At 63.9% G+C, this 13,123-nt stretch carries 9 protein-coding genes; 7 read left to right on the top strand and 2 right to left on the bottom strand.

From position 1 onward, the window contains the following. Positions 1-74 precede the first annotated feature (74 nt). Positions 75-524 (bottom strand): MaoC family dehydratase, encoded by a 450-nt coding sequence (locus C666_RS01540; protein ID WP_039918941.1) that lies wholly within the window; start codon positions 522-524, stop codon positions 75-77. Positions 525-761: 237 nt separating this feature from the next. Between C666_RS01540 and purL the strand changes: the two genes are divergently transcribed. The 6 genes from purL (at position 762) to C666_RS01510 (ending at position 10,732) form a co-directional block, all read left to right on the top strand. Then, positions 762-4,709 (top strand): phosphoribosylformylglycinamidine synthase, encoded by a 3,948-nt coding sequence (purL, locus tag C666_RS01535; protein WP_004332836.1) that lies wholly within the window; start codon positions 762-764, stop codon positions 4,707-4,709. Positions 4,710-4,842: 133 nt separating this feature from the next. Beyond that, on the top strand, positions 4,843-6,168 hold the full coding sequence (locus tag C666_RS01530; protein WP_028792261.1) for a cyclic di-GMP phosphodiesterase: 1,326 nt from the start codon (positions 4,843-4,845) through the stop codon (positions 6,166-6,168). Between the two features lie 4 nt (positions 6,169-6,172). After that, positions 6,173-7,483 (top strand): GGDEF domain-containing phosphodiesterase, encoded by a 1,311-nt coding sequence (locus C666_RS01525; protein ID WP_004332833.1) that lies wholly within the window; start codon positions 6,173-6,175, stop codon positions 7,481-7,483. 58 nt (positions 7,484-7,541) lie between these two features. Continuing rightward, on the top strand, positions 7,542-7,979 hold the full coding sequence (locus C666_RS01520) for a DUF2946 domain-containing protein (protein ID WP_248637687.1): 438 nt from the start codon (positions 7,542-7,544) through the stop codon (positions 7,977-7,979). Between the two features lie 126 nt (positions 7,980-8,105). Then, a complete protein-coding gene (locus C666_RS01515; protein ID WP_004332830.1) occupies positions 8,106-8,567 on the top strand; it encodes a copper chaperone PCu(A)C in 462 nt (153 codons plus the stop codon). 182 nt (positions 8,568-8,749) lie between these two features. Then, positions 8,750-10,732, top strand: a complete 1,983-nt coding sequence (locus C666_RS01510; RefSeq protein WP_004332828.1) for a TonB-dependent copper receptor — start codon at positions 8,750-8,752, stop codon at positions 10,730-10,732. Positions 10,733-10,869: 137 nt separating this feature from the next. Here C666_RS01510 and C666_RS01505 read toward each other — a convergent pair whose 3' ends face one another. Continuing rightward, positions 10,870-12,513: an electron transfer flavoprotein-ubiquinone oxidoreductase gene (locus C666_RS01505; protein WP_004332826.1), complete on the bottom strand. Its 1,644-nt coding sequence runs from the start codon at positions 12,511-12,513 to the stop codon at positions 10,870-10,872. A gap of 162 nt (positions 12,514-12,675) precedes the next feature. On the opposite strand from C666_RS01505, the gene C666_RS01500 reads away from it, so the two are divergent. Next, entirely contained in the window at positions 12,676-13,095 is a 420-nt protein-coding gene (locus C666_RS01500; RefSeq protein WP_004332825.1) for an acyl-CoA thioesterase, read from the top strand. The last annotated feature ends 28 nt before the right edge of the window (positions 13,096-13,123 follow it).

Genomic DNA, 13,123 nt, shown 5'->3' with positions numbered 1-13,123 from the left:
TACGCAAAACAACCCAGCCAAACACCACTGCCCTGCAGCCGCAACCCGCACGGCTGCAGACCAGAAAAACATGCTTACCCGCGCGCAGGGATCAGCAGCTCCGCCTCGCCGTCGATCACCACCGTGTCGCCGCAGCTGCACACTGTCGAAAACACCACCCGGCGCTTCTCCACCTTGAGCTCCTTCACCGTCACCCGCGCCACCACCGTCTGGCCAATCTTCACCGGCGCCTTGAACTTCAGGCTCTGCGACAGATAGATGCACCCCGGGCCAGGCAGCCGCATGCCGAAAACCGCCGAAATCAGACCCGCCGAAAGCATCCCGTGCGCAATCCGCCCCCCAAACATCGTGCTCGCCGCAAATTCCTCGTCAAGATGAACCGGATTCGTGTCACCAGAAACACCAGAAAACAGCAGGATATCCGCCTCGGAGACCGTGCGTGAGAGTGAGGCAGACTGGCCAACCGACAGTTCCTCAAACCGATAGCCGTACAGTTCGTTGAAATTCCGTGTGTTGTCGCTCATTTTGAGTTCCCGTTGAAATGATTGCGAGGTTTCGGAGCGTGCTGTCCGGAAGCCCCAATATAGCCCATCCGCCTGCTTCGAGGATGACCGTGCAATTATCCCGGAGAACTTTGACAGAGCGCTTACGGGGCAGGGCGGCTGTGTCACGGGTATGGCTGGTGCCTCGGGTATAATCCAAAGTTTATCGTCCGGTTGTCCTGACGGCCGGGCACTTCCCGTCTCCAGCCTTTGAAGAACATGACCTCGATCCTCAAGCTGCGCGGTGCTGCTGCGCTGTCCTCCTCCCGTCTGGAACGTCTTTCGCGTGCCGTCGCCGAGGTTCTGCCCAGGCTCAACACCATTGCCGCAGAGCATTGGTACTTTGTCGAGGTCTCGGCGCCTCTTGTGGACGAGGAACTGGCGAGGCTGGTCGATTTGATCGATGCGCGTCCAGCGACGCCGTCTCTGCCTGCGGGCTCTTTGCGTCTGGTCGTGCCGCGCCTGGGCACGATTTCACCATGGTCGTCGAAGGCGACCGACATTGCGCATCAGTGCGGTTTCGACAAGGTCGTGCGTATCGAGCGCGGCATTGCCTACTCGATCGATGCACGCGGAGCGGAGGGCAATGCCGGATTGCTTCCTCTGCTGCATGACCGCATGACCGAGTCGGTGCTCGGTGGTGTCGACGAGGCCGACGCCCTGTTCCACCATTACGAGCCGCAACCGCTGATGACCGTCGATATCCTGGCCGGCAGCCGCGCCGCGCTGGATAAGGCCAACGGAGAGCTCGGGCTGGCGCTGTCCGAGGACGAGATCGACTATCTGGTCGAGAATTTCGGCCGCATGGGACGCAATCCGACCGATGTCGAACTGATGATGTTCGCGCAGGCCAATTCGGAGCATTGCCGGCACAAGATCTTCAATGCGGACTGGATCATCGACGCACAGCCGATGGAGAAATCCCTGTTCGGCATGATCAAGGATACTCACAAGGCGCACTCACAGGGCACGGTCGTCGCGTATTCGGACAATGCCTCGATCATCGAGGGCGCGCGCATCGCACGCCTGTATCCGGATGCCGATGGCGCTTTCCGCTACCACGACGAAGAGACCCATATCCTTGCCAAGGTCGAGACCCACAACCATCCGACGGCGATTTCTCCCTTTCCGGGCGCCGCGACCGGTGCTGGCGGCGAGATCCGCGACGAGGGGGCGACTGGCCGCGGTTCGCGGCCGAAAGCCGGTCTTGCCGGGTTTACCGTCTCGAACCTGAACATCCCCGGCTTTGGGCAGCCCTGGGAGAAAGCCTACGGCAAGCCCGAGCGCATCGCTTCGGCGCTCGACATCATGATCGAGGGGCCGATCGGTGCCGCTGCCTTCAACAATGAATTCGGCCGCCCCAACCTGGCCGGCTACTTCCGCAGCTTCGAACAGGAAGTGCAGGGCGAGGTGCGCGGCTATCACAAGCCGATCATGATTGCCGGCGGCCTCGGCAGCATCCAGGCCAGGCAGTCGGAGAAACCGATTTTCCCGCCGGGGACGCTGCTGATCCAGCTTGGCGGTCCGGGCATGTTGATCGGTCTGGGCGGTGGTGCCGCCTCGTCGATGGCGACCGGTACCAATACCGCAGATCTCGACTTCGCTTCGGTTCAGCGCGGTAATCCCGAGATCCAGCGCCGCTGTCAGGAAGTGATCGATGCCTGCTGGCAACAGGGCGACAACAATCCGATCATCGCCATCCATGATGTCGGGGCCGGTGGGCTGTCGAATGCGATGCCGGAACTGGCCGATCATGCCGGCCTCGGTGCGCACTTCGAATTACGTGAAGTGCATATCGAGGAGCCGGGCATGAGCCCGCGTGAGATCTGGTCGAACGAGTCGCAGGAACGCTACGTGCTGGCGATCGCCCCTGAAAACCTGCCGACGTTCCAGGCCTTCTGTGAGCGCGAGCGCTGCCCGTTCGCCGTGCTCGGCACTGCTACCGCCGACGGGCGCCTTACCGTGTCCGACCGTTACTTCGGCAACAAGCCGGTCGATATGGACATGAAGGTGCTGCTGGGCAAGCCGCCGAAGATGACGCGCAACGTCTCGCGCCGCGCGGTTCACCTGCCGCCTTTCGATACCACCGGCTTCGATCTGAAGGAAGCCGCATTGCGTGTATTGCGCATGCCGGCCGTGGCCAGCAAGAGTTTCCTCATCACCATCGGTGATCGTTCGGTTGGCGGGCTGACTGCGCGCGACCAGTTCGTTGGCCCCTGGCAGGTGCCGGTGGCCGATGTGGCGGTTACCGCGATGAGCTTTCAGGGGTATCGCGGCGAAGCCTTTGCCATGGGGGAGCGTACTCCGCTAGCCTGCGTCGATGCGCCGGCCTCGGGCCGCATGGCGATTGGCGAAGCGATTACCAACATTGCCGCAGCGGACATCGAGGCACTCGGCGACGTCAAGTTGTCAGCCAACTGGATGGCGGCGGCTGGCCATCGCGGCGAGGATGCAAGGCTCTACGATACGGTGCAGGCCGTATCCGACTTCTGCGTGGCTGCGGGCCTGTCGATTCCGGTCGGCAAGGACTCGCTCTCGATGCGCACCGCTTGGCAGGACGGCGGCGAAACCGCGCCGGTGGACAAGCAGGTCGTCGCGCCGTTGTCCCTGATCGCCACGGCTTTCGCGCCGGTGCGGGACATCCGCAACACACTCACGCCGCAGCTGCAACTGCCCGAGGGCGTGGACACCGAGCTGCTGCTCATCGACCTCGGCAACGGCAGGAATCGTCTCGGCGGTTCGGTGCTGGCCCAGGCCTATGACTCGGTCGGAGAGCACGCGCCGGACGTCGATCCCGCGCAGCTCCAGGCCTTCTTCGCGACCATCCAGCAGTTGCGCAGGGACGGCTTGCTGCTGGCGTATCACGACCGCTCCGACGGCGGCCTCTTCGCAACGGTCTGCGAGATGGCTTTTGCCGCGAAGTGCGGCCTGTCGCTGATCCTCGATACGGTCTGCTACGACCGTTACATGAACGACGTCGATGGGCTGGAGAAGAAGCCCGATACGCTCAAGGGCCGCTTCGACGATCGCTTGTTTGCCGGCTTGTTCGCCGAGGAACTCGGCGCGGTCGTCCAGATCCGCCGCGACGACCGTTCGCGTGTGACCGAACTGCTGCGCACGGCCGGGCTCGCATACCATTTCATCGGCGAACCGAACGCCAAGGACGAGATCCGCCTGCGCCGCAGCGCCAAGCTGGTGTTCGGCGCCAGCCGCGTCGAGCTGCTGCAGGCCTGGTCCGAGACCAGCTACCGGATCGCCAGCCTGCGTGACGATCCTGCGTCGACCCGGGAGGAGTTCGATGCCCTGGCCGATGCGGCGGACCCCGGTTTGTCGGTGTTCTTATCCTTCGACGTCGGGCAAGACGTCGCCGCCCCCTTCATCGCAAGCGGCGTGCGGCCCAAGGTCGTCGTATTGCGCGAACAAGGGGTCAATTCTCAGTTGGAGATGGCTGCCGCGTTCGAGCGCGCCGGTTTCACGCCGGTCGATGTACATATGTCCGACTTGCAGGCCGGGCGGATCGACCTGGCCGATTTCCATGGCCTGGCGGCATGCGGTGGCTTTTCCTACGGTGACGTACTGGGCGCGGGCCAGGGATGGGCGAAGTCCATCCTGTTCAACGGGCGCCTGCGCAACGAGTTCGAAGCCTTTTTCCAACGCAGCGACACGTTTGCGCTCGGTGTCTGCAATGGCTGCCAGATGATGGCCCACCTTGCCCCGATCATCCCCGGGGCCGAAGCTTGGCCGACCTTTCATCGCAATCGCAGCGAACAGTTCGAGGCACGTTTCGTCATGGTGGAAGTGACCGACAGTCCGTCGATCCTGCTGCAAGGCATGGCAGGCAGCCGCATGCCGATCGTCGTCAGCCATGGAGAAGGCCGCGCCGTGTTCGCACGCGACGAGCATCGCAAGGGTGCCTTGCTGGCGCTGCGATACGTCGATCACCATGGCGCGCCAGCGGAGCTTTATCCTTCGAATCCGAATGGCTCGGAAGGCGGTGCAACCGGTTTCACGACCGCGGATGGGCGCTTCACCGTCATGATGCCTCATCCCGAGCGCACCGCACGTACCTTGCAAATGTCGTGGGCACCGCGCTGGCTGGTGGATGAAAGTCCCGATGCCTCCCCCTGGTTGCGCATGTTCCGCAACGCCAGGGCATGGCTGGGCTGAGTCCGCATGCCCCGCCTGCCCATTCTGGGTAGGCGGGGGCCGTGCCGGGTTTGGGTTCGGCGTCATGTCGTCGTTAAAGTGTGCTCACGGAGACGTTCGCCCTGTACTAAAGGGGTGCTCATGGAGCCTTTGATTGAATAGCACGATTCCGACGAGTGAAATCCGGATCGGAATGTACGTCGCGGACATCGACCGTCCATGGATAGGGACGCCCTTCATGATGCAGGGCTTCCTGGTGACGACATCCGAAGAGATCGCGGCTCTGCAGCATTACTGCAGACATGTCGTGATCGACCGTACCCGTTCGGTGGGCGAACACCACAGCTCGCGGATCATCGAGGGAGATGAACCGCGGAGAGTTGCGGGTGTTCGCACGGACATGCCCGATCAGGAGGCGGAATGCCGCGATGAGGCTTCGCGCTTTCTTGAGGTCGCACGCAGTTTCAAGGGGCGGATACATACCCAGCGCCAACCCAATGTTCCGCGTGTGCGTCCCGTCGATGGCCGGAGCCGGCTCGAGTCGGAACTGCTTTATTCGGCACCGATCGTCGACGACGTATATCGTGCCCTGCGCGAAACCCAGGTCGCGATCGATGCGGGCGATGGGATCGACGCCAGCCGCCTGGAAGGGCTGGTGGGCGAGATGGCGCAGGGTGTCGAGCGCAATCCCGATGCCCTGATGTGGCTGACGAGGCTCAAGCGCACCGACCGCTACACTTACGACCATGCGGTCAATGTGTCGGTCCATGCGATGGTTTTCGCCCGCTTCGTCGGGCTCGACATACGCAGCATGCGCCAGCTGGGGCTGGCGGGGCTGCTGCAGGATATCGGCAAGGTCAAGGTCGACCATGACATCCTTGCCAAGGCCGGCCCGCTCGACGAGCGGGAGCTCGAACACGTGCGCGCGCACGTCTCGCATACGCTGGCCCTGCTCGAGGCGGACGAGGGCTTCGATCCCGAAGTCCTCGGCATCGTCGCCGCGCATCATGAGCGCTTTGACGGCACGGGCTATCCGCACGGGCTGAGTGGCATGCGCATTCCACTGCCGGCAGAAATGGCCGGGCTCATCGATACCTACTGCGCGATGACCCGGGACCGGGTCTATTCACCCGCGGTGTCGAGCCAGCGCGCCATGGAAGAGATCAACCGCCTGCGCAACATCTTGTTCCGTGACACATTGGTCGATCAGTTCCTGCAGTGCATCGGCCTGTATCCGATTGGGACACTGGTGGAGTTGAGTTCCGGAGAGGTAGCCGTCGTCATCCAGCAGAATCAGGTACGCCGTCTGCAGCCGCGTGTGATGGTCATCCTCGGGCAGGACAAGGCGATGGAGCGCTACCCGCGAACGCTGGACTTGCTGATGCAGCCGGATACGGCCGCCGGCGAGCCTTACCGGATCGTGCGGGCATTGCCGCCCAATGCCTACGGCATCGATCCCAACGACTTCTACCTGGCTTGAATCGATGGCAGTCCTGACCTCGCTCGGTTTGTTGCCTGCCCTGAACGCAATCTCGGGACACTTGCCCGAAGTGCACGAGGCGGGTGCCGAACTGGGTGTGGTATCGGTCAGCGTGTTGCCGGACGCGTCCACCTACCGCCTGTCGCTCGAGCATGGACGCAGGCTCGAGCGCGAAGTGGGGATGATGCTCAAGCGCCTGATGCGCAACCAGGACAGCTTGTTCGGGTTTGGCCGCGGAGAGTGGCTGATCGTGCTGCCGGACCTGCCGAGCCGGGCGGTGCTGACCTTGGCGATGCTCAAGATCGAGCAGGTCTTCGGTGAATCTCCGTTGCAAGTCGATGGTTTCGAATTGCCCGTGCGGGTCGTCTGTGGTGCCGCGCTCTCCCCTGACCACGGACGCGATCCGCTCTATCTCGTGCAATCGGCGCGGATCGCGTGTTTCAATGCCCAACGGCGGGGAGATCCCGGCCTGGTGTATGAAAGCACGATGGAGCAGACCTCGCCCCGGCTCGCTCAGCTCGAGCGAGACTTGCGTGGGGCCTTCGCGGGCGACAGTCCATTACAGCTCTTCCTACAGCCCAAGGTCCGCGTCCGCAGCGGCGAATGCGACGCGGCAGAAGGCCTGCTGCGCTGGCAGCGAGCACCCGGCGAGTGGGTGGAGCCGCCAGTGATCATCGGCCTCATCGACCGCCTTGGCATGCGGCATCGCTTCAACCGCTGGCTGTTCCAGCACGCGGCGCAAGCCCTTCATCGCTTGCGTGCGGAGCGCTTCGACATCACCTTGTCGATCAATCTGTCTGCCACTGATCTCTACGATGCCGAGGTTCCCGAACTCATCGGCCAGGCGCTGTCGACCTGGGGTGTCCGACCTGACAGGCTGTGCCTCGAAATCACCGAAACCAACATGATCGACGATGCGGAGGAGGGCGTGTCCGACATCCTGCACCGCTTGCGCCTGCTCGGCGTCAATCTGTCGATAGATGATTTCGGTACCGGCTTCTCGGGTATGAGCCGCCTCAAGCACCTGTCGGTGCAGGAGGTGAAGATCGATCGCAGCTTCATCGTCGATCTGCTGCATGCGCCGAGGGACAAGGAGATCGCGTCGTCGATCATCGACCTCTCCCATCGCCTGGGCGTCACGGTGACCGCCGAAGGCGTGGAAGATGCCGAAACCGCGGCGGTGCTGTCCACCCTCGATTGCGATCATCTGCAGGGCTTTCTTTTCTCGCCGGCACTGGCGCTGGACGATTTCGTCGATTGGATCAGGCGCTACGACGCAGGCCGCCCAGGGCGCCTGCCCGGCGTGTCGACCTGAGCGGAATCAAGTCTCGCGCAAGACAACTCGGTATAATCCCGGCACAACGATCCTGCTCTTGCGTCGCTGCCCATATCCCGTGCTCCGCTTTCGTAAACGCCTCCATGCCTGGCTCGCCATCGTCGCGATGTTGGTCGCTGCGCTGGCGCCTGCGGTGAGCCGGGCAATGGTGGATGCAGAAGGGCAGTTCCTGATCGACATCTGCTCGGCGGGCGGAACGCACAGGTTTGCGATTCCGGCTGCGGATGCCGGGCTCTACCTCGATGCGGCGCTGGCCGAAGGCGACGACTCCGACGGTTCGCTGCTGGAGTCGCTGTCTGCCTGCCCGTATTGCGGTTCGCATGCAGCCGGAGTCGGCCTGCCGCCGATGGAGCGCACTGCGCTGCTCGTCGCAGGCGGGGTGAGTGAACGCCTGCCGCTGCTTTTCCTCGTCGCCCCGCGACCGCTCTTCGCGTGGTCGCCTTCGAGTCCTCGCGCGCCTCCACCATTCGTGTGAGCCGTGCTGCGCGGTGAGTTCAGCATTCGATCCCGCGTTCAAACTTCCCAATTTGCCGATCCGCCCGACGCCGCTTTCATGCCGGCGCCGACCGTGTCGTCGGCTCGTCGTTCGAGGACTCGCATCATGAAAAAAATCGTCATTGCCCTTGCTGTCACCCTGGGTTCCCTGCCGGCTCTGGCCGACGTCACCGTGGCCGATGCCTGGGTGCGCGCCACCGTGCCGCAACAGAAAGTCACCGGCGCCTTCATGCGCCTGACGTCGGACACCGATGCCCGCCTTGTTGCCGTCGATTCGCCGGTCGCCGGCGTGGTCGAGATCCACGAGATGGTCATGGACGGCAATGTCATGAAGATGAATGCCATCCCGGGCCTCGATCTCCCGGCGGGAACGACCGTCGAGCTCAAGCCCGGTGCTCATCACGTGATGCTGATGGATCTGAAGCAGCAGGTGAAGGACGGCGACGAGGTGCCCCTGAAGATCGTCGTGGAGCGCGCCGGCGGCGAGCGCCAGACGATCGAGATCACGGCGCCGGCGCGTCCGCTCAATGCATCGGCCGGAGGCCGGATGCAGCACGGCAAGCACTAAGCCCGAAAACCCGCGGACAGCCTGCGCCCAGGGGAGCTGCCGCTCCCTCGCTTTCCGCGCACGGCCTGCCTACGACGACACACTGCGGACCGAAGCCCGAAAACGGGCGGCGGCGGCTCTGGCCGCGCCTGCTTCCAGGGCCGGATCCATGCGGTGATCAAGCATTCAAAGAGATCCAGAACATGAAACACAGCTTCAGACAACTGCCGCTCGTGGCGGCGATTTCGCTGGCTTTGCCGGCATTTGCACAAGGCACCGAGGCCCGGCTCGACAGCGTCGTGGTCACTGCCCCCGTGATTTCTGCGCCGCTGACCGTCACGACCGACCCGAAGGCGCCGCGCCAGCCGCTGCCGGCCCATGACGGTGCGGACATGCTCAAGAGCATTCCGGGCTTTTCCGTGATCCGCAAGGGCGGTACCGATGGCGACCCGGTATTTCGCGGCATGTCGGGGTCGCGCCTCGGAATCCTCCAGGACGGCCAGGAAATCTACGGTGGATGCGGCGGCCGGATGGACCCGCCGACGGCCTACGTCTATCCGGAATCCTTCGATCGCGTGACCGTCCTGAAAGGCCCTCAGACGGTGCTCTACGGTTCCGGCAATTCCGCAGCGGTCGTCCTTTTCGAGCGCGACATCCAGCGCATGCAGGAGAGCGGCTGGAGCGCCAGCGGCAGCCTCACTCTCGGTAGCTGGGGGCGCAACGACCAGGTCTTCGATGCCAAGGGCGGCAATCCGGATTTTTATGCACGGATCGGCGCGACGCGTTCGGACAGCAACAACTATGACGACGGCGACGGTGACGAGGTCCATTCCTTCTATACCCGCTGGAGCACCACAGGGGCGATCGGCTGGACGCCGGACGACAACACGCTGCTCGAACTCAATTTCGGCCGCAGCGACGGCGAGGCCGCCTATGCGGACCGCGCGATGGACGGTGCCAAGTTCGAGCGCGAGCACGCGGGGCTCAGGTTCGAGAAGCGAAACATCTCGCCGCTCGTGCGCAAGGTCGAGGCGCACGCGTATTACAGCTACATCGACCACGTGATGGACAATTTCAGCCTGCGATCGAATAGCGGCATGAGGATGCTCAGCAATCCCGATCGCAGGACCACGGGCACGCGCGCCGCGGTCGTGCTGGCGCCGGGCGAGCAGTGGCAGATCACCGTGGGTGCCGATGCCCGCGACGACCAGCATCGAACCCGCGGTGGTGTGGACTATCGCAACCAGAGGTGGCAGAAGGACATCGGCTTCGAACGCTACGGGGTGTTCGGTGAGGCCAGCTACGCGCTCGACGACGTTCGCCGCATCGTTGCCGGCCTGCGTATCGACGAACACGAGGTGCGCGACTACCGGCCGGCCTCCGCTACCCGTGGCGTGACCGTCGACAAGACGCTGCAGAGCGGATTCGGCCGCTATGAAGCCGATTTCGGCGAAGGCGCCGGCACCTGGTATGCCGGCGTGGGATACGTCGAACGCTTCCCCGACTTCTGGGAGTTCATGCGCGCAAACACTGCGGGAGGGCAGCGCTTCGACACCCTGAAGCCGGAAAAGACCACCCAGCTCGACGTCGGTGCCGACTGGAGCGCCGGGGCCTGGTCGGCCTCGGTGTCCGGTTTCTATGGCAAGATCGACGACTACATCCTGTTGCGCTGGGTGAATCCGTCGACCGCAAGCGTCCGCAACATCGATGCGACGGTCTATGGTCTGGAAGGCGATGTCACCTGGCGCTTCGCGACCAACTGGCAGGCAGTCGGCACCGTTGCCTGGGTCCGCGGCAACAACGATACCGACAGCAAGGCACTGGCACAGCAGCCGCCGCTGGAGGCGCGGCTGGCGCTCGAATACGACGATCGTCGCTTTTCGTATGGTGCGATGCTGCGCATGGTCGCGAGCCAGAACCGCTACGACGTGGGGTCGGGCAGCATCGTCGCGAACGGCCAGGACCTGGGGCCGACCGGCGGTTTCGCGACCTTGTCGCTCAATGCCGGCTGGCGCCCGAACAAGCCGACCCTGCTGACCATCGGCGTGGACAACGTCTTCGACCGGAAGTACAGCGAGCATCTCGGCAAAGGGGGCTGGGACTTCGCCGGCGGTGCGGTGACTTCCGAGCGCATCAACGAGCCCGGGCGCACCTTCTGGGTGAAGGCCCAGATCGCGCTCGACTGATGCGCGATTGACGCAAGTGGCGGTCGGGGAGGGGGCTGGATGGCGGCTTCCCCGGTCGCAAGCGCAAAGCCCCGCGCCGCCTTGCGGCGGCCACGGGGCTTTGCTTCGTCCCGCCTGTGGGCGGGACGCGTGCGGGCTTACATGCCTTGATAGATCGGCCCTTCGCCACCCTGGGGTACGACCCAGTTGATGTTCTGCGTCGGGTCCTTGATGTCGCAGGTCTTGCAGTGCACACAGTTCTGCGCATTGATCTGCAGGCGCGCTTCGCCGTCGTCACTCTCGCGCACGATCTCGTACACCCCGGCCGGGCAATAGCGTTGCTCCGGCGCGTCGTAGCGCGCGAGATTGATCGCGATCGGCACCGAGGCATCCTTGAGTTGCAGGTGGCAGGGCTGCTCTTCCTCATGGTTGGTGTTCGACAGGAACACCGACGACAGGCGGTCGAAGGTGAGCGTGCCGTCCGGCTTCGGGTAGTCGATCCGGGCGCATTCCGCCGCGGGCCTGAGCGCGGTATGGTCGGCCGAGTTGTGCAGCGTCCAGGGCGTCTTGCCCTTGAACAGCACCTGGTCGATGCCGAACAGCAGCGAACCCAGGTAAAGGCCTTTCTTCATGTAGGGCTTGAAGTTGCGTGTCTTGTGCAACTCGGCGTACAGCCACGATTCGCGGAAGGCCGCGGGGTAGGCGGTGAGCGCATCGTGCTGGCGTTGCTGCTCCAGGGCCTCGAAGGCGGCTTCGGCGGCAAGCATGCCGGACTTGATCGCGGCGTGGCTGCCCTTGATGCGTGCGGCGTTGAGGAAGCCGGCATCGTCGCCGATCAGGCCGCCGCCCGGGAAGATCAGCCGCGGCAGGCTCTGCAGGCCGCCGGCGGCGATGGCGCGTGCGCCATAGGCCAGGCGCTTGCCGCCTTCCAGGTACTTGCGGATCTCGGGGTGGGTCTTGTAGCGCTGCATCTCCTCGAAGGGAGAGAGGTAGGGGTTGCTGTAGTTCAGCCCCACCACGTAGCCGACCGCGACCAAGTTGTCTTCGAGGTGATAGACGAAGCCGCCGCCATAGGTGGTGTTGTCCATCGGCCAGCCGGCGGTGTGTACCACCAGGCCGGGACGATGGTTTTCGGGTTTGACTTCCCACAGTTCCTTGATGCCGATGCCGTAGGTCTGCGGATCGGCGCCATCGCGCAGCTTGTATCTGGCTTCGAGTTGCTTGCCGAGGTGGCCGCGACAGCCTTCGGCGAACAGCGTGTACTTGGCGTGCAGTTCCATGCCCGGCTGGTGGTGCGGCCCCGGGCTGCCGTCGCGGTTCAGGCCCATGTCGCCGGTGGCCACGCCTTTCACCCCGCCTGCGTCGTCGTACAGGATCTCGGCTCCGGCAAAGCCCGGGTAGACTTCCACGCCCAGTGCTTCTGCCTGCTCGCCGAGCCACTTCACCACGTTGCCCAGGCGCACGATGTAGTTGCCGTGGTTCACGAAACAGTCCGGCAGCATGCCATTGGGGATCTGGCGCGCCCCGGTCTCGTTCAGGAACAACACCTTGTCTTCGGTGACGGCGGTCTTGAGCGGCGCGCCCCTTTCCCGCCAGTCAGGGAAAAGCTCGGTCAGCGCCTGCGGGTCCATCACCGCGCCCGACAGGATGTGGGCGCCGATCTCGGCGGCCTTCTCGATCAGGCATACCGACAGGTCCTGGCCCTTGGCCTCGGCCAGCTGCTTGAGCTTGATCGCCGCCGACAGCCCGGCGGGGCCGCCGCCGACGACCAGCACGTCGAATTCCATCGATTCGCGTTCCATTACTGTTCTCCTGTTCCCGAAGGTGTGGTTCTTTTCTGAATTCTGAAACGGCCCGGGCTTAGTTTAAACGCTCGCGCACGGCTGGGCGCCCGTCGCGCGCAACATACGGGTGCGTATGTTACATTACCCGGTCAAGTCAAACAAATAATAGGAGACAAAGACATGAGGGAAGGAGCGAGGCTCATTTACACCGCCCGCATGCCCGTGCGCTGGGGGGACATGGATGCCTACGGCCATGTCAACAACACGGTCTATTTCCGCTACTTCGAGCAGACTCGTTGCGAGTGGATCGAGCAGATGGGTTTCCCTGTCAGCCCGAAGGAAGAGGCTGGGCCGGTGATCATCAACGCGAGTTGCACCTTTTTTGCGCCGGTCAATTATCCTGCCAGCCTTGTCATCAAGATGTATGCCGGCGAGCCGGGGCGCACGAGCGTGATGACATGGTACGAACTCTTCGTGGAAGGGCAGGACAAGCTCTATGCGGAAGGCGCGGCCAAGACGGTGTGGATGGACAACGCCACCGGAAAATCCGCGCCGCTGCCCGACGAGCTCCGGGCGCTGTTCGACAACGCCGCCGGCTGATCGCGCAGCGGCGGCGTGTTTGCAGGCG

Source organism: Thauera linaloolentis 47Lol = DSM 12138, from assembly GCF_000310205.1.
Taxonomy (GTDB): domain Bacteria; phylum Pseudomonadota; class Gammaproteobacteria; order Burkholderiales; family Rhodocyclaceae; genus Thauera; species Thauera linaloolentis.
The sequence above is the reverse complement of the archived record's forward strand: the minus strand, read 5'-3'. Positions and strand labels throughout refer to the sequence as shown.